This window comes from Longimicrobium sp. (genome assembly GCF_048594345.1).
Lineage (GTDB): Bacteria > Gemmatimonadota > Gemmatimonadetes > Longimicrobiales > Longimicrobiaceae > Longimicrobium.
Map to the genome: position 1 here is coordinate 18,632 of NZ_JBMDXM010000046.1, position 26,772 is coordinate 45,403.

Annotated in this window: 25 protein-coding genes; 7 read left to right on the forward strand and 18 right to left on the reverse strand. The window is 69.7% G+C overall.

Annotated elements, in window-relative coordinates; genetic code table 11:
* Positions 1–147 precede the first annotated feature (147 nt).
* From aspS to ACOJUJ_RS04985, 3 genes are read right to left on the reverse strand one after another with little or no spacing between them, the layout of a single operon-like run.
* The gene (gene aspS / locus ACOJUJ_RS04975) at positions 148–2,016 is read right to left on the reverse strand and encodes an aspartate--tRNA ligase (RefSeq protein WP_420125744.1); all 1,869 of its coding nucleotides are present in this window, start codon (positions 2,014–2,016) and stop codon (positions 148–150) included.
* Complete coding sequence (locus ACOJUJ_RS04980; RefSeq protein WP_420125745.1) at positions 2,013–2,402, reverse strand: VanZ family protein; 390 nt, start codon at positions 2,400–2,402, stop codon at positions 2,013–2,015. Before ACOJUJ_RS04980 ends, aspS begins: the two co-directional genes overlap by 4 nt.
* Positions 2,399–2,857 carry a PTS sugar transporter subunit IIA gene (locus tag ACOJUJ_RS04985; protein WP_420125746.1) on the reverse strand — a complete coding sequence of 153 codons (459 nt, stop codon included), beginning with the start codon at positions 2,855–2,857 and terminating at the stop codon, positions 2,399–2,401. The genes ACOJUJ_RS04980 and ACOJUJ_RS04985 overlap by 4 nt, the downstream gene beginning before the upstream one ends.
* A 174-nt stretch (positions 2,858–3,031) precedes the next feature.
* On the opposite strand from ACOJUJ_RS04985, the gene rlmN reads away from it, so the two are divergent.
* Positions 3,032–4,138 carry a 23S rRNA (adenine(2503)-C(2))-methyltransferase RlmN gene (gene rlmN, locus ACOJUJ_RS04990; RefSeq protein ID WP_420125747.1) on the forward strand — a complete coding sequence of 369 codons (1,107 nt, stop codon included), beginning with the start codon at positions 3,032–3,034 and terminating at the stop codon, positions 4,136–4,138.
* A 25-nt stretch (positions 4,139–4,163) separates the two neighbouring features.
* Here the strand turns inward: rlmN and ACOJUJ_RS04995 are convergent, their stop codons facing one another.
* Both ACOJUJ_RS04995 and ACOJUJ_RS05000 read right to left on the reverse strand, forming a co-directional pair.
* Positions 4,164–4,421, reverse strand: a complete 258-nt coding sequence (locus tag ACOJUJ_RS04995; RefSeq protein WP_420125748.1) for a hypothetical protein — start codon at positions 4,419–4,421, stop codon at positions 4,164–4,166.
* 2 nt (positions 4,422–4,423) lie between these two features.
* A complete protein-coding gene (locus tag ACOJUJ_RS05000; RefSeq protein ID WP_420125749.1) occupies positions 4,424–4,732 on the reverse strand; it encodes a hypothetical protein in 309 nt (102 codons plus the stop codon).
* 405 nt (positions 4,733–5,137) lie between these two features.
* On the opposite strand from ACOJUJ_RS05000, the gene ACOJUJ_RS05005 reads away from it, so the two are divergent.
* The 4 genes from ACOJUJ_RS05005 to ACOJUJ_RS05020 all read left to right on the forward strand — a co-directional run bounded on the left by ACOJUJ_RS05005 (position 5,138) and on the right by ACOJUJ_RS05020 (position 10,317).
* Positions 5,138–6,247, forward strand: coding sequence for a sensor histidine kinase (locus ACOJUJ_RS05005; RefSeq protein ID WP_420125750.1), 1,110 nt, complete (start codon positions 5,138–5,140; stop codon positions 6,245–6,247).
* Complete coding sequence (locus tag ACOJUJ_RS05010; RefSeq protein ID WP_420125751.1) at positions 6,229–6,975, forward strand: LytR/AlgR family response regulator transcription factor; 747 nt, start codon at positions 6,229–6,231, stop codon at positions 6,973–6,975. The genes ACOJUJ_RS05005 and ACOJUJ_RS05010 overlap by 19 nt, the downstream gene beginning before the upstream one ends.
* An 875-nt stretch (positions 6,976–7,850) precedes the next feature.
* A complete protein-coding gene (locus ACOJUJ_RS05015; RefSeq protein WP_420125752.1) occupies positions 7,851–9,209 on the forward strand; it encodes an amidohydrolase family protein in 1,359 nt (452 codons plus the stop codon).
* A gap of 184 nt (positions 9,210–9,393) precedes the next feature.
* The gene (locus tag ACOJUJ_RS05020) at positions 9,394–10,317 is read left to right on the forward strand and encodes an RluA family pseudouridine synthase (RefSeq protein WP_420125753.1); all 924 of its coding nucleotides are present in this window, start codon (positions 9,394–9,396) and stop codon (positions 10,315–10,317) included.
* On the opposite strand, the gene ACOJUJ_RS05025 is transcribed toward ACOJUJ_RS05020, so the two are convergent.
* From ACOJUJ_RS05025 to panB, 8 genes are read right to left on the reverse strand one after another with little or no spacing between them, the layout of a single operon-like run.
* On the reverse strand, positions 10,314–10,625 hold the full coding sequence (locus ACOJUJ_RS05025; protein WP_420125754.1) for a type II toxin-antitoxin system RelE/ParE family toxin: 312 nt from the start codon (positions 10,623–10,625) through the stop codon (positions 10,314–10,316). The two genes, ACOJUJ_RS05020 and ACOJUJ_RS05025, sit on opposite strands and share 4 nt — an antisense overlap.
* The gene (locus ACOJUJ_RS05030) at positions 10,622–10,801 is read right to left on the reverse strand and encodes a hypothetical protein (protein ID WP_420125755.1); all 180 of its coding nucleotides are present in this window, start codon (positions 10,799–10,801) and stop codon (positions 10,622–10,624) included. Before ACOJUJ_RS05030 ends, ACOJUJ_RS05025 begins: the two co-directional genes overlap by 4 nt.
* Positions 10,798–11,349 carry a LytR C-terminal domain-containing protein gene (locus ACOJUJ_RS05035; RefSeq protein ID WP_420125756.1) on the reverse strand — a complete coding sequence of 184 codons (552 nt, stop codon included), beginning with the start codon at positions 11,347–11,349 and terminating at the stop codon, positions 10,798–10,800. The genes ACOJUJ_RS05030 and ACOJUJ_RS05035 overlap by 4 nt, the downstream gene beginning before the upstream one ends.
* Positions 11,327–11,878, reverse strand: coding sequence for an HD domain-containing protein (locus ACOJUJ_RS05040; protein ID WP_420125757.1), 552 nt, complete (start codon positions 11,876–11,878; stop codon positions 11,327–11,329). Before ACOJUJ_RS05040 ends, ACOJUJ_RS05035 begins: the two co-directional genes overlap by 23 nt.
* Before the next feature lie 19 nt (positions 11,879–11,897).
* Positions 11,898–12,719, reverse strand: a complete 822-nt coding sequence (locus ACOJUJ_RS05045) for a hypothetical protein (protein ID WP_420125758.1) — start codon at positions 12,717–12,719, stop codon at positions 11,898–11,900.
* 8 nt (positions 12,720–12,727) lie between these two features.
* Positions 12,728–13,102: an aspartate 1-decarboxylase gene (gene panD / locus ACOJUJ_RS05050; protein ID WP_420125759.1), complete on the reverse strand. Its 375-nt coding sequence runs from the start codon at positions 13,100–13,102 to the stop codon at positions 12,728–12,730.
* Positions 13,103–13,149: 47 nt separating this feature from the next.
* Entirely contained in the window at positions 13,150–14,016 is an 867-nt protein-coding gene (panC, locus tag ACOJUJ_RS05055; protein WP_420125760.1) for a pantoate--beta-alanine ligase, read from the reverse strand.
* Positions 14,016–14,837, reverse strand: a complete 822-nt coding sequence (gene panB, locus ACOJUJ_RS05060; protein ID WP_420125761.1) for a 3-methyl-2-oxobutanoate hydroxymethyltransferase — start codon at positions 14,835–14,837, stop codon at positions 14,016–14,018. The genes panC and panB overlap by 1 nt, the downstream gene beginning before the upstream one ends.
* A gap of 97 nt (positions 14,838–14,934) precedes the next feature.
* On the opposite strand from panB, the gene ACOJUJ_RS05065 reads away from it, so the two are divergent.
* A complete protein-coding gene (locus ACOJUJ_RS05065; protein WP_420125762.1) occupies positions 14,935–16,629 on the forward strand; it encodes an NFACT RNA binding domain-containing protein in 1,695 nt (564 codons plus the stop codon).
* 106 nt (positions 16,630–16,735) lie between these two features.
* Positions 16,736–17,227 (forward strand): GxxExxY protein, encoded by a 492-nt coding sequence (locus ACOJUJ_RS05070; protein WP_420125763.1) that lies wholly within the window; start codon positions 16,736–16,738, stop codon positions 17,225–17,227.
* 125 nt (positions 17,228–17,352) lie between these two features.
* Here ACOJUJ_RS05070 and ACOJUJ_RS05075 read toward each other — a convergent pair whose 3' ends face one another.
* The 5 genes from ACOJUJ_RS05075 to ACOJUJ_RS05095 all read right to left on the reverse strand — a co-directional run bounded on the left by ACOJUJ_RS05075 (position 17,353) and on the right by ACOJUJ_RS05095 (position 26,660).
* Positions 17,353–19,869 carry a TonB-dependent receptor domain-containing protein gene (locus ACOJUJ_RS05075; RefSeq protein WP_420125764.1) on the reverse strand — a complete coding sequence of 839 codons (2,517 nt, stop codon included), beginning with the start codon at positions 19,867–19,869 and terminating at the stop codon, positions 17,353–17,355.
* A gap of 895 nt (positions 19,870–20,764) precedes the next feature.
* The gene (locus ACOJUJ_RS05080; protein ID WP_420125765.1) at positions 20,765–22,255 is read right to left on the reverse strand and encodes an APC family permease; all 1,491 of its coding nucleotides are present in this window, start codon (positions 22,253–22,255) and stop codon (positions 20,765–20,767) included.
* A gap of 153 nt (positions 22,256–22,408) precedes the next feature.
* Positions 22,409–24,622, reverse strand: a complete 2,214-nt coding sequence (locus ACOJUJ_RS05085) for a sodium-translocating pyrophosphatase (protein WP_420125766.1) — start codon at positions 24,620–24,622, stop codon at positions 22,409–22,411.
* Between the two features lie 54 nt (positions 24,623–24,676).
* Entirely contained in the window at positions 24,677–25,969 is a 1,293-nt protein-coding gene (locus ACOJUJ_RS05090; RefSeq protein WP_420125767.1) for a dicarboxylate/amino acid:cation symporter, read from the reverse strand.
* Positions 25,970–26,339: 370 nt separating this feature from the next.
* Positions 26,340–26,660, reverse strand: a complete 321-nt coding sequence (locus tag ACOJUJ_RS05095) for a hypothetical protein (RefSeq protein ID WP_420125768.1) — start codon at positions 26,658–26,660, stop codon at positions 26,340–26,342.
* Positions 26,661–26,772 lie beyond the last annotated feature (112 nt).

The window sequence follows — 26,772 nt, forward strand, 5'->3', positions numbered from 1 at the left end:
GTTCTCGGCCCTGCGGGCGCGCATCCCTCACGCGACGGCGCCTGTCGGCGCCGCTTCACCCGTCCACCCGCTCACCCAACGCGCGAGGGGCGAGGAGTACCCTCGCCCCTCCGTGCTGTTACACCGACCGTGCCGCCGCGTGCGGCGTCAGGCGCCGGGGGCGCGCACCTGCACGTGCACGTCGCGAAGCTGCGCGTCCGGAATCGCCGTCGGCGCCTCCTCGAACAGCGCCCGCGCCGACGTGGTCTTGGGGAACGCCACCACGTCGCGCAGGTTGTTCGTCCCCGTCAGCATCATCACCAGCCGGTCGAAGCCAAAGGCGAAACCCGCGTGCGGCGGCGCGCCAAAGCGGTACGCCTCCAGCAGGAACCCGAACTTGGCCTGCGCCTCCTCCGGCCCGATCCCCAGCGCCGTGAACACCGCCTGCTGCCAGGCGGGAACGTGGATGCGCACCGAGCCGCTGGCCATCTCGGCCCCGTTGTACACCGCGTCGTACGCCCGCGAGCGCAGCCCCATCCCGTACAGCTTGCGCGCCGCCTCGCCCGTGGGCGTCCCGTCCTTCGTGGCCTCCAGGATCGCCTCCACCGCCCCGTCCCCCGGCATGCTGAACGGGTTGTGGGCGTAGATCAGGCGCTCGTGGTCCGCGTCCCAGTCGAATACGGGAAACTCCGTCACCCACAGCCACGCGTGCTTGCTCGTGTCGACCAGGTCCAGCTTGCGGGCCAGGTGCCGGCGCAGCTCGTCCAGCGCGCCGTCCACCTCCGCCCCCTCGCCCTCGCCGCCGCGGAACCGGCCGACGACGGCCACGAACAGGTCGCCCGCCGCCACGCCCGTGGCCTCGTAGAACGCGTTCGCCAGCCCCTCGTCCAGCCCCTTGGCAAACTGCCCCGCCAGCGCGCCGTCGTCGCCGCGCTTGACCCACAGCGCGCCCGCCGCCCCGCCCCGCCTGGCCACGTCCTGCAGCTCGTCCAGCTCGCGCCGCGACAGCCGCGCCCCGCCGGGAATGCGCAGCCCGCGGATGCGCTGCGCCGTCCCCCGCACGCCCTGAAAGATGCGGAAGTCCGCCTGCTGCAGCACCTCCGTCACGTCCACGATCTCCAGGTCGTAGCGCAGGTCCGGCTTGTCGGTGCCGTAGCGCGCCATCGACTCCGCGTAGGTGATCTGCGGAAACGGCGTCTCCAGCTCCACTCCCGCCACGTCGCGGAAGATGGCGGCCATCAGCCCCTCGGCCGTGCGGAACACGTCGTCCTCGTCCACGAACGCCATCTCGGCGTCGATCTGCGTGAACTCCGGCTGCCGGTCGGCGCGCAGGTCCTCGTCGCGCAGGCACTTGGCGATCTGAAAGTAGCGGTCGAATCCGCTCACCATCAGCAGCTGCTTGTAGATCTGCGGCGACTGCGGCAGCGCGTAGAACTCGCCCGGGTGCACGCGGCTGGGGACGAGAAAGTCGCGCGCCCCCTCCGGCGTGGGCTTGGTCAGCAGCGGCGTCTCCACCTCCAGGAATCCCTGGGCGGAAAGGAACGCGCGCGCCGCCTGCGCCGCCTGGTGGCGGATGACGAAGTTGCGCAGCAGCCCCGGCCGGCGCAGGTCCAGGTAGCGGTAGCGCAGGCGCAGGTCCTCGCCGGGCAGCTCCTCGTCGGCCGCGTAGTCCACCTGGATGGGGAGCGGCTCCGCCCGGGTCAGCACCTCCAGCCCCGTCGCGCGGATCTCGATCTCGCCCGTCTCCAGGGTCTCGTTCAGCTGCCCGTGGATGCGGGGAAACACCATTCCGTCCACCCGCACCACGTCCTCGGGCCCCAGGCGGCGCGCCTCGGCCAGCGCCTCCGCCGGCGTCCACGAGGGATCGAACGACACCTGCACGATCCCTTCACGGTCGCGCAGGTCCAGGAACACGATGCCCCCCAGGTCGCGGCGGCGGTGCACCCAGCCGGCCACGGAAGCGGGGCTGCCGGCGTCGGCCGCGCGGAGCGAGCCGGCGGCGCGGGTACGGTACGCGGTAGCGAGAAAGTCCGTCATGCGCTCAGAGACGGCGCCCCGGCCCCGGGCGCGCCCCTGCGGGCGGCACGGCGGGCACGCAGGCGCGTGTACACGAAAAAAGCCGCGGCGACTCCCGCCGCATCGGCAAACCAGTCCATCACGTCCGGCGAGCGGCCGGGCACGTACATCTGGTGAATCTCGTCCGTGGCGCCGTACAGCACCCCCAGCACCGCGCCCGCCGCCAGCGGCAGCGCCGACCGGTCCGCCGCCCACACCGCCAGCCACCCCAGCAGCGCGTACGCCCCAAAGTGCGCCACCTTGTCGAACCCCGGCACCTCCGGCCCCGGCACGCGCGACTGCGCGGAAAGGTTGAAGATGACGAGCGCCCAGGCGATGGCGGGAAGCCAGGCCAGCAGCCGCCTCACCCCTCTTCCGCCTCGGCCAGCACGGCCATGAACTCCTCCGGCGACGCCGCGGCGATCAGCCGCTCGCGAAAGCCGTCGCGCCGCATGAGCCGCGAGATGCGGCCCAGCGCCTTGACGTGCGCTCCCGCCTCCGAGTCCGGACCGACCAGCAGGAACACCAGCCGCACCGGCTGCCCGTCCAGCGACTCGAACTCCACCGGCTCGCCGGTGACCCCCGCCGCCATGGCCAGCGCGGGAATGCTCTCCGCCTTGCCGTGCGGTATGGCCACGCCGCTCCCCACCCCCGTGCTCAGCACCCGCTCGCGCTCGCGCACCGCCCCCAGCACCACGCCGGCGTCCTGCACGGCGCCGCAATCGCGCAGCACGCCGACCAGCTCCTCCAGCAGCGCCTCCTTGGAAGCGCCCTGAAGGGGCACGCGTACGCGCTCGGGGGTGAGCAGCTCGCTCAGCAGCACCTTGCCAACCTCTGGGCCGATAAAAGGATCAGGCCACGCCGTGGCGTGGCCGGGTGTGGACCTTGCAAACTAACGTCCACACCGCGGGCGCTGCAAGCACGGGGGGAACCCAATGCCCGGCGCGGTGAATCAGGAGGATTGCCGCATCCAGACAGGGAACCGGGAACACCACGGATGATCGCCACGCCCGAGCAGCTGCAGACCGACGCCCGCCCCGACCTGGTGGGCCTCCTTCCCGAAGAGGCCGACGCCGCCGTCCGCGCGCACTTTGCCGCGCGCGGGCAGCCCGCGTACCGCGCCGGGCAGGTGGTGCGCTGGCTGTACGAGCGCGGCGCCGCATCCTTCGCCGAGATGACGGACCTTCCCCAGGCGGAGCGCGCCGCCCTGGCCCAAGCCTTCGCCTTTACCGCGCCCGAGCCCGCCAAGGTGTCGCGTTCCGTCGACGGCACCGCCAAGCACCTGTGGCGCCTGGCCGACGGCGAGCTCATCGAGTCCGTCCTCATCCCCACCCCCACCCGGCTGACGCTGTGCATCTCGTCGCAGGCGGGGTGCGCCATGGCGTGCACCTTTTGCGCCACCGGATGGGCAGGCTACCGCCGCCAGCTGACGGCGGGCGAGATCGTGGCCCAGTTTCGCGGGGCACGCCGCTGGGCGCAGGGCAACGGCTACGACGACATCACCAACATCGTGTTCATGGGGATGGGCGAGCCGCTGATGAATCCGAAGGCGCTCTTCCCTACCCTGTCCATCCTGAACCGCGGCTACAAGTTCGGCGCGCGGCGCATCACCATTTCCACCGTGGGCGTGGTGCCGGGAATCGTGCGCCTGGCCGAGATGCCCGAGCAGTACCGGCTGGCCATATCGCTGCACGCGCCCAACCACGAGCTGCGCCAGCGGCTCATCCCGCTGGAGAAGAAGTATCCGCTCCCCGAGCTGCTGGAGTCGCTGCGCAAGTTCGACGCGGCCGGGGGCAAGCGGATCACCTTCGAGTACGTGATGATCGACGGCGTCACCGACCTTCCCGAGCTGGCGGACGAGCTGGCGCGCGTGGTCAAGGAGTTCACGGCCTTTGTGAACCTGATCCCCTTCAACCCCATCCCGGGGACGGAGTGGGCGCCCAGCAAGCGTGCGCGGCTGGACTGGTTCGTAGACCGGCTGGGGCGCCAGGGCGTGACCGCGCACGTGCGCGAGTCGCGCGGCCGCGACATCGCCGCCGCCTGCGGCCAGTTGCGCGCCGAGGTCACACAGGGCCGCAAGCCGGTGCAGATGGGCTCCCTCTGACCCTGCGTTCGGAGACGGGACGCGCTCAGGCGGTCCCGTCGCCCTCGCCCACCAGCAGCGCCCGCCCGCCCCGCAGCAGCCCGTTCTCCAGCTGAAGCATCAGCATGGCACGCTCGCGCTCCTCGCGCTCGCTCACGTGCACCACCTGAGCACCCAGCCGCTCCACCGCCAGCGTGAGATCGCGCAGGTCCTTGCGGACCTCCTTGAGCTCCTCGCGGTCCTCCTGCACGCGTTCGGACAGGTTGACCACGGTGCGCACCAGCTCATACAGCGACTTCCACATCGTCAGGCGGGAGCCAGGCGCCCCAGCACCTGGCGCGTGTTTTCGCGCAGCCGCACGATTTCCTGCCGCTGCTCGCCGATCGTGTACAGAATGAACCACAGATGGCTGATGAGGCGCGTCACTCCCGTCGAATAGTCGCCGCCGGGGATGGCCTCGAAGCCCCAGGTGACCGCGGCGGTTTCGCACACCATCGAGGCGGACGGCGGCGCGCCGAACGCATCGCGGTGCTCGTACGGGCTCTCGCCCTCGGCGGCCGCGCGCTGCCGCTCGAGCTCCCGGTCCCGCTCGACCGCCATCTCCTCGAAGGTCATCGGCTGGCCATGTTGCATCCTTGCCTCCTCCAGGCTGGGTGGTGGACCTCGCGGAGCCCCTTGCCCCCTCCGCGACGCATCAACGATTACACACCGACCGGCGTGCCATCAAGGCCCCAATTTGGAGCGCTCCGTCAACGCCAACCGCGCTACACACCTTTACTTCCACGACCGGCGGGAATGCTGGTTTTCCTGAAATCAACCGCTCCGTTCGGGCCTGCCGCGTGCATCATCTCTGGAGCTTCTGCCGGCACGGTGCCCGGTTTTCGTGCCGCTCCCCCTTCGCGCAACGCATCGGCGGCGTAGATTGTCTGCCAGGATGGCCGACTCGCGCACCCGGGTGTGGACCCGGTACCTTGCCCCAGCCTCCGCTCGCGCTTCTTCCCCTCCGCCGGTTCCACGCGCATGCACCGCTCACCCCGTTTCTGGCAGGTGTACGCGGCGGCCTGGCTGCCGTACGCGGTGCTGTACTTCCTCATCTTCGTCACGGGGGGCCGCGGTACCGTGGGCGAGGCGGTCGCGGACATGCTCTCCAACGTGGGCACGGCGGCGCTGCTGGGGGTGGCGGCGCTGGCGGCCACGGATCGCATGCGCTGGCCGGCGCGGCGACCGGTGGCCTTCTTCCTGGTCCAGGCCGGGCTGGCGGTCGCCTACGCCGCGGCGTGGTGGGCAGCGATCGCGGCGGTGTTCACGCTGCGGGTCAGCCTTGCCCGCGGCCGGTTGTCGCTCTCGTACCTGGGCGGCTACGCGTTCCCCTGGCAGATGTTCGCGGGGGTGATGGTGTACGCGGCTATCGCGGGCATCGCCTACGCCGTGCAGGCGGCCGGGCAGGCGCGCGAGCAGGAGGCACGTGCCGCGCGTGCCGAGACGCTGCGCGCGCGGGCGGAGCTGCAGGCCCTGCGCGCGCAGCTCAATCCCCACTTTCTCTTCAACACCCTGCACTCGCTGATGGCCCTGGTGCGCCACGAGCCGGCGCAGGCCGAGGCCGCGCTGGAGCGCTTTGCCGGGCTGCTGCGCTACACGCTGGACGCCAAGCGCGCGGAGGTGGACGACGTGCCGCTGGCGCAGGAGTGGGCGTTCGTGCGCGACTACCTGGCCCTGGAGCGCATTCGGCTGGGCGAGCGGCTGCGCGTGGTGGAGCACGTGGACCCTGGGGCGCTGGACCACCCCGTCCCCGCGTTCACGCTGCAGCCGCTGGTGGAAAACGCCATCCGCCACGCCGTTGGCCCCCACGCGCGTGGCGCCCGCGTGACCATCGGGATCGCGCGGGTGGACGGCGCGCTGGAACTGCGGGTGGTGGACGACGGGCCGGGCGCGGATCCGGCGTCGATCTCCCGCGCGGCGGGGCTGGGGCTGCGCGTGGTGCGGCAGCGGCTGGAGACGCGGTACGGGGGCGCGGGGCGGATGGACGTGCGCACGGCGCCGGGCGAGGGGTTCGCCGTGCACGTGCGGCTGCCCGTCGCGGCGGCCGCGGAGGAGACGGCGGAGGAGGAGCGATGGTCGTACGCGCGCTGATCGCGGAGGACGAGCCGCTGGCCCGCCGCACCCTGCGCGAGTTCGCGGGTGAGCTGGAGTGGCTGCGGGTGGTGGGCGAGGCGGCGGACGGGGCCGAGGCGGTGCGGCTGATCGATGCGCTGGCGCCGGACCTGGTTTTTCTGGACGTGCAGATGCCGGAGCTGTCCGGGCTGGAGGTGCTGCGCCGCATCCACCACGATCCGGAAGTCGTCTTTACCACGGCGCACGACGGGTACGCGCTGGCCGCGTTCGAGCTGGAGGCGCTGGACTACCTGCTCAAGCCGTTTGGCCGCGAGCGGTTCCAGGCGGCGGCGGAGCGGGTGCGGCGTCGCCTGGCCGTCACGGCGCCCGCGCCGCCACGGACGCGGGAGCGGGCCGCGGCGCTGGAGGGTACGGGGCCGCTGGAGCGCCTGTTCGTGCGCCACCGCGACCGCATTGTGCCCGTGCGGGTGGCGGAGATCGCGCGGCTGGAGGCGGCGGACGACTACGTGAGCGTGTACGCCGGCGGACAGACCTACCTGGTGAGCCTTACCCTGGCAGAGCTGGAGCGGCGGCTGGACCCGGCGCGGTTCCGGCGCGTGCACCGCTCGCACGTGGTGAACCTGGACCACGTCGCGTCCCTGCGCCCGTACCACGACGCCCGCCGCTTCGTCATCACCCTGCGCGACGGCGCCGAGGTGCTCGCCAGCCGCGCCGGCTCGCTGGAGCTGCGCGAGCTCATCGCCTGATTGGGATCCGGCCTTGACGCGAGCTCCCCAGGACACTGGATACGGACGCACGGTGTCATTCTGAGCCTGAGGGAGGCGCCCGCACCGAACCGTCCATCTGGCACCAGTGCATGTGCGCCGACCGAAGAATCTCCTTCGGAAACGGGCGGGGCCTCGCGCTGAAGCCAGAGCAGCCGGCGGAACCGGACGTGAACAGCTCCCGAGGGCTGGACCCGGCGCAACCCGACAAAGATCCTTCGGTCGCGCGCAAGCCCTTGTGGTCATGCTAATTCGGGAGTGCGCTCCCTCAGAGTGTGTTTACCAAGAGCTGATTTCCTGAGGGAGGCGCCGCTCCGAACCTGCTGCCACAAAGACACTTGGCGCCGACCGAAGGATCTCGCTGGCAGCACCCGAGGGCTGAATCTGTGCCGCCAAACCAGCCCCGCGATCGCCGGGACGAGATCCTTCGGTCGCGCGCAAGCGATTGATTAGCTTCAAGTTCCGGAGGCGCGCTCCCTCAGGAAATCAATCTTCGGGTTATCTGAAGATCAGATTCTTAAACACACTCTCAGGATGACAGCGTGCTTCTGGAGGAGGAACAACTGAGGTTTCTCACCACCCTTTCAGAATGACAGCGTGGTTCTGGAGGAACAGCTGAGGTTTCTCGACCCACTCTCCTTCGCCATTTGTAGCCACGCTTTGCACATTCCATGTGAAGCGTCTCCCCCGCCTTCCGCGTCCGCCGTTCACCGCCGCGTCCGCCCGTTCGCCGCGCGCATCGCCCGTCCGGCGGATCGGGGGTGATGGGGGCGCAACCATCATGCATCTTGGCCCGTCCGAAGGCCGCGGACGGGGCATCCGGCCCCGTCCTCCCTTCTCCGTACGGGAGCCACACGATGCATCGCCCCACGCACACCCCGTCGTCCACGCCGCGCCGCCGGCTGGCCCGCATCCTCCGCCACTTCCCCGCCCTGCTGCTGCTCGCCGGGTGCGCCGCGCAGTCCGCCCCGGCGCCCGTGCCGGAGGGGACGACGGCGTACGCGCTGGAGAACGGCGCATGGTGGACGGGCGAGCGCTTCGAGCCACGGACGATGTACGTCGCGGGCGGCACCTTTTCCGCGCGGCGGCCGGCGCGGGTGGACAGCGTGGTGAACCTGGCGGGCGGATTCGTGGTGCCGCCGTTCGGGGACGCGCACGCGCACCACTTTGAATCCCTGCAGATGGCCCAGCGGGTGGGCCCCATGTACCTGCGCGACGGCATCTTCTACGGGATGTCGCTTACCAACTGGATGGACCGCGCGGCCGTGATGCCCTACTGGGCGCGCACGGAAACCATGGACGTGGCGTGGGCGGACGCCGGGATCACGGGCCCCCACGGGCATCCGATTCTTATCTACGAGACGCTGGCGCGCGGGCGCTATGATTTCAACGCCGACTCCCTGCGCCCGTGGACGGACCGGCGGGCCGAGGGGAAGGCGTACTTCATCATCCGTTCGCAAGCGGAGCTGGACGAGGCGTGGCCGCGCATCGTTTCCGGACGGCCGGACGTCATCAAGACCTACCTGGTGAACAGCGAGCGCCACGCCCAGAACGCGCGCGACACCAGCCGGCTGGGGCACGTGGGGCTGGACCCCGCGCTGCTGCCGTTCGTCGTCCGCCGGGCGCACGCGGACGGGCTGCGGGTGGCGGCACACGTGGAGAGCGCGGCGGACTTCCGCACGGCCCTTGATGCCGGCGTGGACATGCTGGCGCACCTCCCGGGCTATCACCTTCCCGCCGGTGGAGATGCCGCCATCCGCCGGCTGACGGACGCGGATGCGCAGCGGGCGGCCCGGGCCGGGCTCGTGGTGATCGCGGGGCCGCTGCGGGGGATCGTGGGATATACATCAACCGACACGGCCGCCGTTCGGGCCGCACGCGAGCTGCAGATCCACAACCTGGCGACGCTGCGCCGCGCCGGGGTGCGCGTGGCCATCGGGTCCGACACCTACGGGCAGGACGCCGCGCCGGAGGCGGCGTACACGGCCGGGCTGGGCGTGTTCACCCCCGCGGAGATGCTGCGGATGTGGAGCGAGACCACGCCGCGCCTCATCTTTCCCACGCGGCGCATCGGGCGGCTGGAGGGCGGATACGAAGCCAGCCTGCTCGTCCTGGGCTGCGATCCGCTGGCGCGCTGGGAGTGCACGGCGGACGTGCGGCTGCGGATCAAGCAGGGCCAGCGCATCGACGTCCCGCCTCCGCCCGCCAGCACCTGAACGGCGGCAGATTCCCCGCTCCGCGCCTGCGTCTGCGGCCGGTTTTCGGGGGATAAGACGGCCGATGCACTACTAGGGGGTCCGGCGCCATAGCCGGACCCCCTTCGCGCGTGGCGGCGGGTGCGTAGATTGCCTGCGATCCGCGCGGCCCGACGCCGCGCGGGGTTATCCTGTCCATACGCAGATGCCGAACGAATCTCCTTCCGCCTGGGTGAACCACACCGTCACGCCCGAAGAGGCGGGGCGCACCGTGCAGGACATACTCACCGGACCCATGAGCGTGTCGCGGCGGATGATCCAGCGCCTGACGCGCGCCAAGGGACTGCAGCACAACCGCCGCGCCGCGTGGCTCAAGTCGAAGGTGCGTGCCGGCGACGTGGTCTCCGCGCGCCTGAACCCCGCCGAATCCGCCGGCCTCCCTCCGGTGGAGATGGACCTGCGCATTGTCCACGAGGACGCGGAGGTGCTGGCCGTCGACAAGCCGCCGTTCCTGCTCGTCCATCCCACCTCGCCCGAGCCGGACCGCACGCTGGCGCACGGGGTGGCGCACCACCTGGAGCGCCGGGGCGTGCACGCCAAGGTGCACCCGGTGCACCGCATCGACCGCGACACGTCGGGGCTGGTGGTGTTCGCCAAAACCGGGCACGCGCACCATCGGCTGGACCTGCAGCTGCGCGCGGGGGAGCTGAAGCGCGAGTACCTGGCGCTGGTGGACGGGGTGGTAGAGGGGGAGCGCGGCGTGATCGACGCGCCGATCGGGCGGGACCCGCGCAACCCGGTGCTGCGTGTCGTGCGGAAGGATGGTGACGCGGCCGTCACGCGGTGGGAGGTGGCGGAGCGCTACGCCGGCGCCACGCTGCTGCGGCTGGAACTGGAGACGGGGCGCACGCACCAGATCCGCGTGCACCTGCTGCACGCCGGCCACCCGGTGCTGGGGGACCGGCAGTACGGGCGAAAGGGGCTGCACCTGATCAAGCGCCAGGCGCTGCACGCGTCGCACCTCGCCTTTGCGCACCCCACCTCCGGCGAGCCGATCCGCCTGGACGCGGCCCCCGCGCCCGACATGCAGACCGCCATCCACATCCTTGGTGTAGCGGCGGCAGACTAGCCGGGAAGAGACGAGAGCTTACCGACGGACGGAGGAAGTTCACGTGCGCTGTGAACGACTGCAAGCACGTCTATCTGGTGAGGGAGAATTCTGTAGATGATCCGGTATGAACCTTCGATCAGTTCCCGTACATCAACCTGCTCATACTCGGGCACCGTACGCCCGGACTGCGGGAAGCGCGCGAGTTGCTTTGATCGGGAGGTCAGACGGTCCACCATTCTGCGGGCGAAGACCTCCGAATCCCGAGCAATATAGTCATGCACTGCGGTGACATGACCAGCCGCGGTTTCCGTCCAGTGGACCCTCAAGGCTTCAGGCCGAAGCGGGCACGGAGTTCGTCCACGGGAATAGTACGTCCCGCTATGCTGTCCGCCATACCTGACTCGATCGCCTTCCGGACGTAGATCTCGTACATCAAATCATCCCACGAGAATTCCTCCGGCAGTTGCTCCACGAGACGGATCGCATCTTCCTTCATGCTCATTGCTCCACCTCCACGGAATCGTTCATCGACGACCAGTCCTTGCCCAGCACGACGGTAACGTCAACGAAGACGTTGGAGTCGGGGCGGGGATAAACGCGGGGGATGGCCATCTGGTCGGCCACGGAGCGGGCGAGCTCCATCCGCCCTACGCGGTCCAGCACCAGCGACGTATCCGGCTCGTAGCCGTTCGCGTTGCCCACGTAGACCACGTCGAAGCCGTGGTCGCGCAGCACCGTACGACCCTTCGCCGCCAGCCCGGGAACGCCGGACGCGTTCAGCACCTCCACGCGCACGCGCCCCGCCGGACGCGCCGCGGCACCCGGGTCCGTCGCGGCACCGAGCTTGTTCGCGCCGCCGGGCTCCGTCGCCGTTTCCGTCACCCCGTGCGAACCCGCGGTCGCCGCCGCGCCGGAACGCCCGCGCATGAGCCCCGCGGCCAGCGAGCCCACCAGCACCGCGACAACCAGCAGCGTGACGAAGAGGCCGACCGTCTGCAGCCGCTTGCCGGTGGCGCTGGTGCCGGTTTTACGCGCCCTGGACTTGCTCATACAGCGCGCGGGTTTCGGGGTGCAGGGTAGATCCGCTTTCCGTCACGTGCCGCACGCGCGCCTCTACCACCTCGCGCAGCACCGCGTTCAGCTCGTGCGGCATGCGGGCGCGCAGCGCGGCCGTCCACTCCGGCGTGTAGCGGCGTCCCGGCTCCAGGAAGTCCGCCAGGTACAGCGCCCGCCCCAGCCGCCCGAAGCGCGCCGAGCCCAGCGTGTGGTAGCGGATGGCCTCCAGCAGCTCCGGATCCGCGTCGCCGGCCAGGCGCTCGGCCGCGGCGGGGCCGTGCAGCAGCTTGGCGGGCAGCTCGCGGAAGGCCTCGGGAACCAGCGGGCGCAGCTCGTCCGGGCCGGCCTCGCGCAGCACGTCGTGCAGCCAGCCGGCGGCCACCCAGCGCGTCCGTTCGTCCTCCGCCAATCCCAGGCCCCGCGCCCACTCGTCCAGCAGCGCGGCCACGCGGCCAATGTGCGCGCGCCGCTTTTCCGAGGCGCGCGCCCACTCGGGCAGCTCGCCGCGGGCAGCCGCGCGCACCACGGGGCTCAGGGACCGCTCACTCGTCAAAGCCGCGGCGGACATACGGTTCCAGGATGGCGCGGTTGCGGATGGAGGTGTGCGACAGGTAGTTGAAGCCCTTGAGCTCCACCCCGCTGCCGATCCAGCAGCTGTCGATGCGGCAGCAGGGGCCGATGACCGTCTCCTCGCCGACGGTCGTCTTTCCCTCCAGCACGCACCAGGGGTAGACGATGGTGTCGCGGCCGATCTGCACGTCCACGTCCACCATCACGGCTTCAGGAAGGAGAAAGGTGACGCCGCCCTCCATCAGCCGCCGCACCAGCCGGTCGCGGATGGCGGACGAGGCGCGGGCCAGCCCCTCGCGCGTGCGGACGGCGAACCCGTCGGGGTCGCGCATCACCGGCACGCCGGAAAGCGCCTCGCGCAGCACGCGCAGGTCTCCGGAGACAGCGAGACGCGCCAATCCCTCGGCGCCCAGCCAGGCGGCCACCGTCTCGCCGTCGCTCCCCTCCAGCAGCGCGTCGCCGTCGGAGGCCAGGAGCATGGCCAGCGCGGGGCCAGCCAGCGGCGCGGCGCCGTCCAGCACCAGCACCCGGCCCTCGGTCGCCTCCACGACTTCCGGCAGGGTGTCCACCAGCCGCACCTCGCCGGGCACGTCGGCGAACAGCTCCGAGGTCAGGTCAAGGCCGCCGGCGATCAGCACGCGCGCGGGGGCCGGCGACAGCGACGCGACGGCGTGCACCGCGTGCCACCCCAGCGGCCGCCCCGCCAGCGGGTGCAGGTAGGTGGAAAGCCGCGAACCCAGGGGCTCGGACTCCGGCTCCCTCAGGGCGAGGACGACGCCGGTCCATGGAGCCATCGCGGACGTCAGCTGCCGACGGCTCGAAGCGTGTCCCGCGGAATGCGGTTGTGCTCGTCGACAAAGATGAACCTGGGACTGTACCGCTCCATCTCGGCCTCGTCGTACTGTGCGTAGCTGATGACGATCACGGTGTCACCCGGGTGCACCATCCGCGCCGCGGCGCCGTTCAGGCAGATTTCGCCCTTGTTGCGCTCGCCCGGGATGACGTACGTCTCGAAGCGCGCGCCGTTGGTCACGTTCACCACCGCCACCTGCTCGTACTCCAGCAGGTCGGCGGCTTCCATGAGCACGGGGTCGATGGTGATGGACCCCACGTAGTTCAGATCCGCGCCCGTGACCGTGGCCCGGTGGATCTTGCTCTTGCACATCGTGCGAAGCATTTCGCAGTCTCCCGCTGATGTCCCGAAGGGTGCTGCGCGATTGCTGCTCAGGGCAGTACGGCGTTGTCGATCAGCCGCGTCCTGCCCACGTTTGCCGCCACCAGGAGTACGGCTCCCGGGGCCGCCTGCACGACTGGCTCCAGCGTGAGCGGATCCACCACTTCCGCGTAGCCGGGCTCCACGCCCGGCACCGACAGGGCGTTCCACAAGGAGGCCCGAAGTACGTCCGCGTCCCGTTCGCCAGCGGAAAACAGGGCCAGTCCCCGCTCCAGTCCGCGCGAGAGCGCACGCGCACGCTCTCGCTCCTCGGGTGAAAGATAAACGTTTCGGGAGCTCATTGCCAACCCGTCGGGCTCGCGGACGATGGGAGCGACCTCCACCCGGACCCCCTGGTCAAGGTCCAGCGCCATGCGCCGGATGAGCGCCGCCTGTTGAAAATCTTTCTGTCCGAATATGGCAACGTCGGGGTGAAAAATCCCGAACAGCTTGGCCACCACCGTCAGCACGCCGCGAAAGTGTCCGGGGCGAATGGCGCCCTCCATCCGCTCCGCCAGCGCACCGGGAACCACCGACACCTGCGGCTCGCCGTGGGGATACATCTCCCCCACCTCGGGTGCAAAGACCAGGTCCACGCCGCGCCCGCGCGCCATCTCCAGGTCGCGCTCCAGATCCCGGGGATAGCGGGCCAGGTCTTCCTTCGGCCCGAACTGCATGGGGTTGACGAAGATGGACATCGCCACCCAGTCGGCCAGCTCGCGGGCGCGATCCACCAGCGACATGTGCCCCTCGTGCAGGTAGCCCATGGTGGGCACCAGCGCGACGGTGCCGCCGCTCGCGCGCACCTGGCGCACGACGGCCCGCACCTCGTCCACGGTGTGGACCAGGCGGGTCCCCGCCGTCGCGGTGGGCGTCATCAGAAGGTGTGCTCCGGGCCGGGATACTCCCCGGCCTTGACCGTCCGCACGTACTCCCTGACCCCGTCGCCCGCCACCTGCCCCACGTCGGCGAACGTGCGCAGAAAGCGGGGGGCAAAGCCGGGGTTCAGCCCCAGCATGTCGTGCAGCACCAGCACCTGCCCGTCGCACCCCACGCCGGCTCCGATGCCGATGGTGGGGATCTGCAGCGCCTCGGTCACCGTTTGCGCCACCGTGCCGGGAACCAGCTCCAGCACGACCGAGAACGCTCCCGCCTCCTCCAGCCGCCGCGCGTCCTCCAGCAGGCGCGCGGCGCCGTCGTCGGTACGAGCCTGCACGCGGGTGCCGGTCAGGTTCACGGACTGGGGGGTAAAGCCCAGGTGTCCCATCACGGGAATGCCGGCACGGACCAGCGCGCGCACCGTGTCGCAGGTTTCCGGCGAGCCGCCTTCCAGCTTTACGGCGGCGGCGCCGGTTTCCTGCATCACGCGGCCCGCGTTGCGCAGCGCGTCCTCGCGGCTGACCTGGTAGGTAAGAAAGGGAAGGTCGACGACGAGCAGGGCCCGGTCCACGCCACGGCGCACCGCGCGGGCGTGGTGGATCATGTCGTCCAGCGTAACGGCGAGCGTGCTGCCCAGGCCCAGCACCACCTGGCCCAGCGAGTCGCCCACCAGCACCAGATCGACTCCGGCGGCGTCCACCAGCCGGGCGAAAAGGTAGTCGTACGCCGTGATCGCGGCGATCTTGTCGCCGCGGCGCTTCATCTCGCGGAGGTCCGCCGCGGCCAACCGCCGCGCTCCGCCACCACGCTCTGATGACATGGCTTCGGATATCCGCGAAAAGGGGCCGCCGCCACGCCGGATTTGCGGCTGGTGACGGCGGGTTGACGGGCGCTGAAGCTAATCCGATGTTGAGGGGGTGTCAAACCCGATCCGCTACGATCCCCTGCTGGTTCGCGCCGTCTCGGCCGAGCTGCGTGCCGCGCTCCAGGGCCGCTCCGTCCAGCCGCAACCCGTCTTTGACCGCGACATCTCCTGCGCGCTGGCGCTGGAGGGCGGTCTGACGCTGCGCTTCGACCTGCATCCGCGGCGCGGCTGGATTACGCTGGCGAGTACGAAAGTACGAGAGTACGAGAGTACGAAAGTACGGGATGACGATCCCGACCTTTCCGCGCGCGTGGTCCGCGTCAGCGCGCCCGTGGACGAGCGGCTGCTGCGCATCGACCTGCACGAAGGAGGACGGTTCCGGGGCGGCAAGCGGTCGCTGGTGGTGGAGCTGCATACCAACCAGTGGAACGTGCTGCTGATCGACTCCGAGAACCGCCGCATCGTCAGCGCCCTGCGCGCGCGCGACGCCGGCGGGCGCAGCCTCAAGCCCGGCGCCTTCTACCACCCCCCCGCGCCCGCGCGCCGCATCCTTCCCGACCGCCCGCGCGACGAGCTGTGGCAGGCGTGGATCTCCGCGCTGGGTCCGCTGCCCCCCGCCGACCGGCCGCGCGAGCTCGTCCGCCGCTTCGCCTACGCCAGCCCGCTGAACGCCGCGGCGCTGCTGGATCGCGCCGCCCAGATCGACGACACCGCGCTGCTGGAGGTGGCCTTCGAGCGCTGGTGGGAGGTAGCGGATGGGGACGATGCCGGCGCCTTCATCCTCCAGACGAAAGCGGGCCCGCAGCCGTATCCCATGGCGCTGGACGGCGTCGAATCCGTCCGCGCCCCCTCGATCCTCGCGGCGATGGAGACGATCGCCGCCGCCGCGCCCGCGGAGGTGGAGGAGGAAAAGGCGGGGCCCGATCTCCTCGCTCCCGCGCGGCGCAAGGTGGCGGGGGCGGAGAAGCGGATCGAGCGGCTGCGGGAGGAGATGGCGGGCGTGGGCGAGGCCGACCGGCTGCGCGCGCAGGCGGACCTGCTGCTGGCCCATCTGGACTGGGCGGAGCCGGGGGATGCCTCCGTGGTGCTCCCCGACTTCGACGGCGGCGAAGTGACCGTCGAGCTCGATCCAAAGCTGAAGCCGCACGAGAACGCCGAGCGCCTGTACGACGAGGCCCGACGCCGCGCCCGCGCCGAAGCACGCCTTCCCGAGCTGCTGGAGGCGGCGGAGAAGGAGCTGGAGCGCTGGAGCGGCGCCGTGGAGGCGCTGGAGCGCGGCGAGACGCCCGTGTGGGTAGAAGGCGCGCTGCGCCGCGTCGCATCGAAAGAGACGCGCGTCACACCGCAGCCCGGCGAGCGGATGCCGTACCGCCTCTACCGCACCTCTGGAGGCATCGAGGTGCGCGTGGGCCGCTCGTCGAAGGATAATGACCGGCTTACGTTCGGGCATGCGGCGCACGCGGACGTGTGGCTGCACGCGCGCTCCGTCCCCGGCAGCCACGTGGTGCTGCGGTGGGCGGAGGACGGTGCCCCGCCGGCCCGCGACCTGGAGGAAGCGGCCGTGCTGGCCGCGTTCTACAGCAAGGCGCGCACGTCGGGCACCGTGGCCGTGGACTGGACGCGCCGCAAGTACGTCCGCAAGCCGCGCGGTGCTCCGCCGGGGCGCGTGTCCATCATGCACGCCAAGACCGTCTTCGTCGCCCCGGATCCCGCCGTCGAAGAGCGTCTGCGCGCGGAGCCTGGCTGAGCAAAAGATGGTGCCTCACACAGAGTTAACAGAGTTTTCTCGTGCCTCCCACCTGCCCAGGTGCGAGGGGTAGAGCACTTCCGCGCGGATGAGGAGACGTTTACGCGTGAAGCCGCTCCTCTTCTGCCGTGAGGTCTGGATCATGAGGGACGTGAATCGGATTACCGGTGCGATCGTAGATGCTGCGTATCGCCTGCACAGCCGCGTGGGCCCGGGGATGATGGAGTCGTTCTACGAGTCCGTCATGCTCCACGTGCTGACCAAACGAGGCCTGCACGTCGAGAAGCAGAAGGCGATCCCCTTCGAGTGGGAGGGAATCAGGATCCAGGAGGCAGGCAGGCTGGATCTCCTCGTTGAAGGCTGCGTGATCGTGGAATTGAAGTCGATCGAGAGGCTGCATCCCGTGCATCACAAGCAGGTTCTCACCTATCTGCGCCTCCTCGATCTGCCGATTGGCCTGCTGATCAACTTTGGAGAGGTCAGCCTCAAGAATGGGATTCACCGAATCCTCAATCACCGTACGCCCGTCTCCAGCACCGTAGTGGAACACGGGCCCTCGGATCTGGTGATTGCGCGACAGGGTCTGCGGAGTCGCTGAGAACAAACTCTGTTGACTCTGTTAACTCTGTGTGAGGCCCATCTTTTTGCCCGCCATACGAAAACGGCCGCGGATCCACCGAGGACCCGCGGCCGTTCATCCTTCATCCACCCAAAGCGGAAAGCTCAGGGCGTGCCCATGGGGTTGGGCGACTGCGCCTCGGGCGCCTCAGCGGGGGGACGGTTCCGCAGGCGCGGCGTCTGGCCAAAGTTGTACGAGAACGTAAGGTACGCCGCCCGCGCACCAAAGCGCCGCTCGTTCAGCTGAAAGTAAAGCGGATCGTTGGTCTCCATGCTGAAGCCCATGCGGTTAAGCGGGTCCACCACGCGCAGGCTCAGCGAGCCCTTTTCGCCCATCACCTTCTGGCGCAGCGCCAGCGTGCTCATCACAAAGCTGCCCATGCGGCCCTGCTCCACGTCCATGGGCGCGCGGTACATCAGAAAGCCCTGCACGTCCAGCCGCGGCGTAAGCTGCACGTTGCCGCTCACCCGCGCCGACCAGCCGATCCCGTCGCTGCTGAAGTTGTCGCCCACGTTGCCCGCCGCCGTCACCTGGCGGAACGCGCTCACACTGGCAAAGCCGCTCACCTTGCCCATGCGCACCGACGCGTTGGCGTCCGCGCCGTACGAGTCGCTGGTCGCCAGGTTGGCGAAGGTGCTGATCGTGGTGTCAGCCCGGAACTCGCGGATGCGGCGGATGGCGTTCTCCGTGCGGCGGAAGAACGGCGTCAGCTGGAACGATCCGAACGGCAGCGAACGCTGGTACGCCAGCTCCAGCGCGTGCGTGTACTCCGGCTCCAGCGCCGGGTTGCCCACGAAGCGGTTGCGCTGGTCCTCGTTAAAGCCGAACGGGTTCAGGATGCGCGTGTCCGGACGCTGAATGCGGCGCGAGTAGCTGAACCGCAGCTGCTGCTGGTCGTCGATGCTGAACGAGGCCAGGCCGCTGGGAAAGAAGCTCCAGTAGCCCTTGGGATACGTTTCGCCCGTGTTCTCAAGGAAGAACTCTCGGTCGGTGCGCTCCACGCGCAGCCCCGCCTGCAGGTCCACCTTGCCCACGCCCTGGTTGAGCACGCCGTAGCCCGCGTGCACCGTCTCGTCGTACTCGAATGCGTTGCTGCGCAACGCGTTGTTCACCCAGGTGTCCGTGCCGTAATCGAACTCCGTCACGTCCAGCTCGTTGTCCAGCGTGCGGCGCGTGCCCTTGTACCCCGTCTCCAGCTTGGTGCGCTCGCCAAACGGGCGCGTGTAGTCGGCCTGAAACGACAGGGTGGTGTTCAGCGCGTCCGTCAGCAGGTTCTGCAGCGCCGGATCGGCTTCCACCGGCAGGTTGTTGTCGATGTTGACCGGGTACTCGCTGAAGCGGTTCTCGATCTCGTTGTCGCCGCGGTTGAAGCGCAGCTCCGTCGACAGCTCGTGGCGCTGCGGGGTGATGGTGCGCTTCCACGACAGCGAGCCGTCCATCGTCAGGTCGTTGAAGCCCAGCCGGTTCTCACCCACGTAGTTGCGCAGCGTGGCGCCGGCGCCATCCAGCTCCCGGTAGCGGTTCTCGGTATCGTTCGCGTGGTCGCCCATGCTGAACATCGTGGTCGCCGAGAGTACGTCCCTCGCCGTCAGCTTGTAGTCGGCGCTGCCGTTGAAGATGTGCGACGTCATGCCGCCCACCCCCAGAATGTCCTGGTTCAGCCGCGAAAACGGCGTGGAGCCCGCGGCGGTGTAGCGCTCCAGGTAGTTGAGCCCCTCGCTGGACCGCTCGTCGTGGCGAAATCCGTAGCTGCCGAACAGCGTAAGGTCGCCCGCCTGCCATCCCAGGTTTCCGGAGCCGTTGTAGCGCCCACCCGTCCCCCCGCCCAGGATCACGCCGCCGCTCAGGCCCAGGTCGGCGTTCTGCTTGAGGACGATGTTGATGATCCCCGCCATCCCTTCGGGCTCGTAGCGCGCGGAGGGGTTGGGGATGACCTCCACCCGGTCCACCATGTTGGCGGGGAGCTGGCGAAGAAAGTTGCCCAGCTGGTCGCCGGTCATGGGCGACGGGCGGCCGTTGATCTGCACGGCCACGTTCTGGTTGCCGCGCAGGCTCACCTTGCCGTCCTGGTCCACCTCCACGGCGGGAACGTTCTGCAGCACGTCCGTGGCGTTGCCCCCGGCGGTGGCCGGCATGTCACGCGTGCTGTAGGTGTTGCGGTCCGGCGCAAACCCGGCCGGCGCCGCCTCGGCGGTGACGGTAAGCCCTTCCAGCACCACCGCGCCCGCGGCCAGCCGCACCGTGCCCACGTCGGCCTCGCGGGCCTGCGGGGTGATGGCGACCACGCTGGTGGTGGCGGTGCTGTAGCCCAGCGCGCTCACCCGCAGGTAGTAGCGCCCGGGGCGCAGCCCGTCGATGCGGAAGGTGCCGTCCGGACGCGCCACCGCGCCCGTGACCAGCGTGCTGTCCGCCGCGCTCCACACGGCCACCTGGCCGCCATTCACCGGCTGCCCTTCGGGGTTCAGCACCGTGCCGCGCACCGTGCCGCCCTGCTGCTGGGCCGCGCCGGGGCCGCCGGGGCGCATGCCCGCGGGTGGCGCGCCGCCGGGCGTCTGCGCGGACGCGCCGCTCGCGATCGCGAGGGCCACCGCCGCTGCCAGGGTCTTGCCGAGGACGTTCATCGGAATCCGTATCCGTGCAGGTGAAGAGAAGTGTCTCAGCGTGTCGCGGACGGCCGCAGCGCCTCTCGAGCGGCCCTGCGCCGGGTTCTGACGCGTCCCGCACGCGGATGGTTGTCCGCGTTTCCGGGCCGTCTGACCGCCCCGCCGCGTACGGCGGGGGGGCCCGTCCGGTTTCATGCTAATTTTTTTGCAGCACAGCGCCGCGCCGGGCGAAAACTCCAGCATCGGCGCGACGTTGCCATGACCCTCAGAGGTGCACGAACGTTGGATTAGCGTTCGGTTACGGCCCGCCGCGCTCGTCCCTCACCGCCGCACAAACAGTCTGCCGCGGTCACGCACCCCGGAGGGGCGGATCGCGGCAGAAGAGTCCAACACGCGGTCAAGTTGTTTCAGCTCAACAATTTAACACAATCCTACGATTTACAGCAGGGGTCACGCGCGGCCCCAGGCATTCAAATGAAGCGTGCGGAGGAACGGAGTAGGAGATTGTAGCGCACTAACCGACAAGACATTATCCTGCCGCTGAACGGAATCCAAGGTACTTCTTCTAAAGGTGCGATCCGATGACGAAGATCAAGCTAGACCTTGCGGCGTTGAAGGTTGCTTCGTTCCAGCCTGCGATGCAACTGGGCACCCGGGGCACAGTGCACGGGCACGGACCCGGCACATCCGGCGGAATCACTTGCTATCCGAACTACACGTGTGGAACCTGCGGACATACGTACGAGCCGGGTAGCTGTGGATACACCTGCGACGCCCCGCTTACCGGTTCACCCTGCATCGCATGCTGAGTGGGATGCCGCAGTCCCGTTGACGTCGAAGGGCGTGGACCCACCCTCAAAGAAAGCGGGGCCGGCACATCGCCGGCCCGCTCTTCATTGATCCACCCAGCCGTCTACGAGCGGTGGCGCGTGTCCACGCGGCTGGCTGCGCCGCGGCTCCACAGGTAGTAAACCGGGATGCCCAGCAGCACCACGAACAGCCCGCTGAACGAATACACCGGCTTGGCCACCAGCAGGATCAGCGCGACCCCCGTGGCCGCGATCATGTAGAGCGCCGGCACCACCGGGTAGCCGAACGCCTTGTACGGACGCGGCAGGTCCGGCTGCAGCTTCCGCAGGCGGAACAGCGCGATCATGGTGAGCACGTAAAAGATCAGCGCCGCGAAGATCACGTAGTCCAGCAGCTGACCATACGTGCCCGTCAGGCACAGCAGCGCCGTCCAGACGCCCTGCGCGACCAGCGCCCACGCCGGCACGTCGTTGCGGTTCACCTCGCCGGCCCTGGCAAAGAACAGCCCGTCGCGCGCCATGGCAAAGTACACGCGCGCACCCGCCAGGATCAGCCCGTTGATGCAGCCGAAGGTGCTGATCAGGATGGCCCCCGCCATCAGGTACTGCCCCACCGGCCCAAAGATCTGCTCCAGCGCCAGCGTCCCTACGCGGTCCTGCGGCGCCGTCTTGATCTGCGCCAGCGTGAGCACCGACAGGTACGCAAAATTGGCCAGCACGTACAGCGCCGTCACCAGCCCCGTTCCCAGCGCCAGCGCCAGCGGCAGGTTGCGCTCGGGCCGGCGCACCTCCGCCGCGGCAAAGGTCACGTTGTTCCAGGCATCCGACGAAAACAGCGACCCCACCATGGCCGAACCGAACGCGGTGATGATCAGCGGGATGACCAGCCCCCCCACCGTCACGGGCGTGCCGCCGGGCGCCCCTTCCCAGAAGCCCCCAAAGTTGGCGCGGATGGCATCCGCGTTGCGGCCCACGGTAATGCCCAGCAGGATGAGCGCCGCCAGCGCGCCCGTCTTGGCGATGGTAAAGCTGGTCTGGATCCACTTGGCCTCGCGCAGGCCGCGCAGGTTCACCCACGTCAGCAGCACGATCACCACGATCCCCACCACCCGCTGCCAGCTGAGCCCCAGGTCAACCACGCCGCCGGGCATCTGGATCTCCTTGACGCCCATGAACACGTCGGGCGAGACGGCGGGAAAGAACACACCCAGAAAGCGGCTGAACGCCACCGCCACCGCGGCGATGGTCCCCGTCTGGATGACCGCGAACAGCGTCCAGCCGTAGAGGAAACCGGTCATGGGCCCCAGCCCCTCGCGCAGGAACACGTACTGCCCCCCCGCGCGCGGCATGGCCGCCGCCAGCTCGCCGTAGCTGAGCGCCGCGGCCAGCGTCATCAGCCCCGACGCCACCCACACGGCCACCAGCCCGCCGGGCGACCCCATGTTGCGGGCGATGTCGGCGGAGACGATGAAGATCCCCGAGCCGATCATCGACCCGGCCACCAGCATCACGGCATCCAGCAGCGTAAGCCCCTGCTTCAATCCCGCGTCGGCCGCGGCGGGCGGCACGGCCCGCGTGGTCTCCGTTGTCGTCATGTGTGTGTGGCGTGGGGATGGGACTGCGCGCGCCGGCGGCCGCCGGGCGCGGGAGGAACTGCGGTGTGTGCCCTGAACATACGACGCAGGCGCCGCAAATACAAAGGCCCGGCCGGGAGATCCCCCCGGCCGGGCCCTTCGTTCGTCCCGGGACTAGCGCGAGACCGGCTCCAGCACCACCGGCGCGGCCGCCGGGGCCACGGCCACGGCCGGCGCTTCGGCCGGCGCGTGCACCTCGATCTCCCGCGCGCCGCCGTGGTCGCCCACCGCGATGTGCGGCGCGATCACCAGCGACACGATGGACATCAGCTTGATCAGGATGTTCATCGACGGGCCGGAGGTGTCCTTGAACGGGTCGCCCACGGTGTCGCCCGTCACGGCCGCCTTGTGCTCCGGCGAGCCCTTGTACACCAGCACGCCGTTGATGGTGGCGCCCTTCTCGAAGCTCTTCTTGGCGTTGTCCCAGGCGCCGCCGGCGTTGGACTGGAACATCGCCATCAGCACGCCGCTCACCGTTACGCCCGCCAGCAGGCCGCCCAGCACCTCGGGCCCCATGGTAAAGCCCACGATCACGGGGACGATCAGCGCGATGGCGCCCGGCAGGATCATCTCGCGGATCGCCGCCTGGGTGGAGATGGCCACGCAGCGGCCGTACTCCGGCGTGCCGGTGCCTTCCATGATCCCCGGGATCTCGCGGAACTGGCGGCGCACCTCCTCCACCATGGCCATGGCCGCGCGGCCCACCGCGGCGATGGCCAGCGACGAGAAGATGAAGGGGATCATGGCGCCCACGAACAGGCCGCCCAGCACGCGGGCGTTGGAGATGTCGATCACGTCGATCCCCGAAATCCCCATGAACGCCGCGAACAGCGCCAGCGAGGTGAGCGCCGCCGAGGCGATGGCGAAGCCCTTGCCCGTGGCCGCCGTGGTGTTGCCCACCGCGTCCAGGATGTCCGTGCGCTGCCGCACCTCGGGGGGAAGCTCGCTCATCTCGGCGATGCCGCCCGCGTTGTCGGCGATGGGGCCAAAGGCGTCGATGGCCAGCTGCATGGCCGTGGTCGCCATCATCCCCGCCGCCGCGATGGCCACGCCGTACAGGCCGGCGAACTCGTACGACGCGATGATGCCACCCGCCAGCACCAGGATGGGCAGCGTGGTCGACTCCATCCCCACCGCCAGCCCGCCGATCACGTTGGTGGCGTGGCCGGTGGACGACTGCTGCACGATGGACTGCACCGGGCGGCGGCCCATCGCCGTGTAGTACTCGGTGATGATGCTCATCAGCGCGCCCACCACCAGGCCCACCGCCACGGCCCAGAACACGCCCATGGGGGTGAACGCCTCGGAGCCGGTGCGGCCCATCTGCATGCTGTCCGGCAGCATCCAGGTGATCAGGAAGAACGAGGCGACGCCGGTGAGCAGGATGGACACCCAGTTGCCCATGTTGAGCGCGCCCTGCACGTTGCCGTTCTCCTTCACCCGCACCATCACGATGCCGATGAGCGAGAACAGGATCCCCAGCCCGGCGATCACCATCGGCAGCAGGATGGGGCTCATCCCGCCAAACTGGTCGCCGGTGGCCACCACCTCGCGGCCCAGCACCATCGTGGCCAGGATGGTCGCCACGTAGCTGCCGAACAGGTCGGCGCCCATGCCGGCCACGTCGCCCACGTTGTCGCCCACGTTGTCGGCGATGGTGGCCGGGTTGCGCGGGTCGTCCTCGGGAATCCCCGCCTCGACCTTGCCCACCAGGTCGGCGCCCACGTCGGCCGCCTTGGTGTAGATGCCGCCGCCCACGCGGGCAAAGAGCGCGATGCTCTCGGCGCCCAGGGAGAAGCCGGTCAGCACCTCCAGCGCCCGCTCCATCTCCAGGCTGTTGGCGCTATGCCCGTCGGCGAACATGTAGTAGAAGAGGATGAACAGCGAGCCCAGCCCCAGCACCGCCAGGCCGGCCACGCCCATCCCCATCACCGAGCCGCCGGCGAACGACACTTCCAGCGCGCGGCTCAGGCTGGTGCGCGCGGCCTGCGCGGTGCGCACGTTGGCCTTGGTGGCGATGGTCATGCCGATGTAGCCGGCCAGCGCGCTGAAGAACGCGCCCACCAGGAACGCGCCCACGATGGCCGGGTGCGACCGTTCGTCGCTCATCGACAGGAAGCCCAGGAACAGGCTCGCCAGCACGGCGAAGATGGCCAGCACCTTCCACTCGGCCTTGAGGAAGGCGAGCGCGCCGTCCGCGATGTGCCTGGCGATGGTGCTCATGCGCTCGTTGCCGGCGTCCTGCCGCGTGACCCAGGCCGAGCGCCACAGGGTGTACAGCAGGGCCAGCACCCCGAACACGGGGACGGCGTAAGCGATCGGATGCATGTGGAGAGTCTTTTAAGGCTCTGTGGTTTCCGGAATGCGAAACAGCGAAACGACTCAGGCCGGCTGCGGCTCCGGCGTTCCCAGGATGTGCGCCGCCTCTTCGGGGGTCACGTCCTCGGCCGGGCGGTCGGGATCGAACTCGCCCTCCCAGCGCGCCATCACCACCGTCGCCAGGCAGTTGCCCACCAGGTTGACGGTCGTGCGCGCCATGTCCATCAGCTCGTCCACGCCCAGGATGAGCGCCACCGCCTCCAGCGGCAGCCCGAACGTGGCCAGCGTTCCCGAAAGGATCACCAGCGAGGCACGCGGCACCGCCGCCACGCCCTTGCTGGTGAGCATCAGGGTGAGCATCATCGTCAGCTGCTGGCCCAGCGTAAGGTGGATCCCCGCCGCCTGCGCGGCGAACACCGAGGCCAGGGCCAGGTACAGCGTGGTTCCGTCCAGGTTGAACGAGTAGCCCGTGGGCATGACGAAGGCCACGATGCGCCGGGGCACGCCCAGCGCCTCCATGGCCTGCATGGCCCGCGGCAGCGCCGCCTCGGAGCTGGTGGTGCTGAACGCGATGAGGGCCGGGTCCTTGACCGCGCGGGCAAACTTCTTCAGCGGCACGCGGGCCATCAGCGCCACCGGCAGCAGCACCAGCAGGCCAAAGACCACCAGCGCGGCGTACAGGGTAAGGATCAGCTTGCCCAGGTTCACCAGCACGCCCAGCCCGCTGTGCCCCACCGTCACCGCGATGGCCGCGCCGATGCCGATGGGCGCGTACTTCATCACCAGCCCGGTGAGCTTGAACATCACCTCGGCCAGCCCCTCCAGCACGCCCAGCACCATCCGCTTGGGCTCGCCGCGCACCTGGCTCAGCCCCACGGCGAACAGGATGCTCCAGAACACGATCTGCAGCACCGAGTTCTCGGCCATCGCCTGGATGACGCTGGTGGGGACCACGTGCTCCAGAAACCCGCCCACCGTCAGCGACTGCGCGGTTTCGCCCAGCTGCTGCCCCTGCTGCGCGTCGGCGCCGGCCAGCACCACGCCCACGCCGGGCTTGGTGATGTTCACGGCGGCCAGGCCGATGAACAGCGCCAGGGTGGTGACGATCTCGAAGTAGATGATGGACTTGAGCGCCAGCCGCCCCACGCGCTTCATGTCGTCGCCATGCCCCGCGATGCCGATCACCAGCGTGGCGAAGATGATCGGCGCGATGATCGACTTGATCATCCGCAGAAAGATGGTGGACAGCGGCTTGAGGTTCTGCGAAAAGTCCGGGAACAGCCAGCCCACCAGCGTGCCCACGACCATCGCGAGCAGGATGGCCTGGGTCAGGGACGGTCGCTTGAGTCTCGCCATCGTACGAGGAAAGGGAACACGAACAAAATACGGCGCCGTCTCCGCCGGCCAGCCGGTGGGGCGGGGCGCGGAGAGGGGCGGCCGCGGGTCCGGCGCCGCGAGGCCCGGCCCGGCGGAGTTTTCCGCGGAACGCCGCGGTCTCGCTTCCAGGGCCGGATACGGCACGGAATCGCGTAAGATGCTGGTTCCGGCGTCTTTCGTCAACCGTTGAAGCCCGTTTTCGCCTCGTTCTCCAAGATTCGCGACCCGGCGGCGGGAGACCGGGAAGTACGGAGTACGAGAGTACGAAAGTACGGAGGGGCACGCTTCCGGGATGGAAGCGTGCCCCTCGTCCGTGCGGCGAACACCGTACTTTCGTACTTCCCCGCCCTCAGTTCACGCTGGGCTCCGGCTCCGCGTCGCGGGCTACGGCGCGGGCCGACACCTTCACCAGCTCCGCCATCCGCACGTCGCGCGCGGCGCCGCCGGTGAGCGCGGCCACCTGCAGCCCGTCAAAGCTCACGCGGGCGATCAGCAGGGCGCCGGCGTCCAGCAGACGGCGCTCGGCGGGGCTGTGGTGCGCCGCCACCTCGAAGCACCCGCCGGCCAGGTACACGCCCGCCGCCGGCAGCGTGCCGCGGGCCCGCACCGGCGCCTGGACGCGGTCCTCGTAGTACGAATCGAACTCGTCCTTGTCCCGCAGCGAACTCATCGGGTATCCATCGTTCGGTAAAGCGGTTGCGCGCCCGCAAACGCCGGGCGCGGCTCGCCGTGTGGTACGCCCCAGGCGCGGATACGTGCCCCGTCTATCCCGCGAGATGCGC

Excerpts from the sequence above, each read along its gene's own strand:
- panC (WP_420125760.1), bottom strand. The coding sequence starts at position 14,016 with ATGACGCCCACCGCGACGGCGGGGACCCGCCTGGTCCACACCGTGGAC.
- ACOJUJ_RS05075 (WP_420125764.1), bottom strand. The coding sequence starts at position 19,869 with ATGAACGTCCTCGGCAAGACCCTGGCAGCGGCGGTGGCCCTCGCGATC.
- ACOJUJ_RS05080 (WP_420125765.1), bottom strand. The coding sequence starts at position 22,255 with ATGACGACAACGGAGACCACGCGGGCCGTGCCGCCCGCCGCGGCCGAC.
- ACOJUJ_RS05010 (WP_420125751.1), top strand. The coding sequence starts at position 6,229 with ATGGTCGTACGCGCGCTGATCGCGGAGGACGAGCCGCTGGCCCGCCGC.
- ACOJUJ_RS04995 (WP_420125748.1), bottom strand. The coding sequence starts at position 4,421 with ATGTGGAAGTCGCTGTATGAGCTGGTGCGCACCGTGGTCAACCTGTCC.
- panD (WP_420125759.1), bottom strand. The coding sequence starts at position 13,102 with ATGCTTCGCACGATGTGCAAGAGCAAGATCCACCGGGCCACGGTCACG.
- ACOJUJ_RS05045 (WP_420125758.1), bottom strand. The coding sequence starts at position 12,719 with ATGGCTCCATGGACCGGCGTCGTCCTCGCCCTGAGGGAGCCGGAGTCC.
- ACOJUJ_RS05095 (WP_420125768.1), bottom strand. The coding sequence starts at position 26,660 with ATGAGTTCGCTGCGGGACAAGGACGAGTTCGATTCGTACTACGAGGAC.
- ACOJUJ_RS05030 (WP_420125755.1), bottom strand. The coding sequence starts at position 10,801 with ATGAGCATGAAGGAAGATGCGATCCGTCTCGTGGAGCAACTGCCGGAG.
- ACOJUJ_RS05000 (WP_420125749.1), bottom strand. The coding sequence starts at position 4,732 with ATGACCTTCGAGGAGATGGCGGTCGAGCGGGACCGGGAGCTCGAGCGG.
- ACOJUJ_RS05035 (WP_420125756.1), bottom strand. The coding sequence starts at position 11,349 with ATGAGCAAGTCCAGGGCGCGTAAAACCGGCACCAGCGCCACCGGCAAG.
- panB (WP_420125761.1), bottom strand. The coding sequence starts at position 14,837 with ATGTCATCAGAGCGTGGTGGCGGAGCGCGGCGGTTGGCCGCGGCGGAC.
- ACOJUJ_RS05085 (WP_420125766.1), bottom strand. The coding sequence starts at position 24,622 with ATGCATCCGATCGCTTACGCCGTCCCCGTGTTCGGGGTGCTGGCCCTG.
- ACOJUJ_RS05090 (WP_420125767.1), bottom strand. The coding sequence starts at position 25,969 with ATGGCGAGACTCAAGCGACCGTCCCTGACCCAGGCCATCCTGCTCGCG.
- aspS (WP_420125744.1), bottom strand. The coding sequence starts at position 2,016 with ATGACGGACTTTCTCGCTACCGCGTACCGTACCCGCGCCGCCGGCTCG.
- ACOJUJ_RS05005 (WP_420125750.1), top strand. The coding sequence starts at position 5,138 with ATGCACCGCTCACCCCGTTTCTGGCAGGTGTACGCGGCGGCCTGGCTG.
- rlmN (WP_420125747.1), top strand. The coding sequence starts at position 3,032 with ATGATCGCCACGCCCGAGCAGCTGCAGACCGACGCCCGCCCCGACCTG.
- ACOJUJ_RS05020 (WP_420125753.1), top strand. The coding sequence starts at position 9,394 with ATGCCGAACGAATCTCCTTCCGCCTGGGTGAACCACACCGTCACGCCC.
- ACOJUJ_RS05015 (WP_420125752.1), top strand. The coding sequence starts at position 7,851 with ATGCATCGCCCCACGCACACCCCGTCGTCCACGCCGCGCCGCCGGCTG.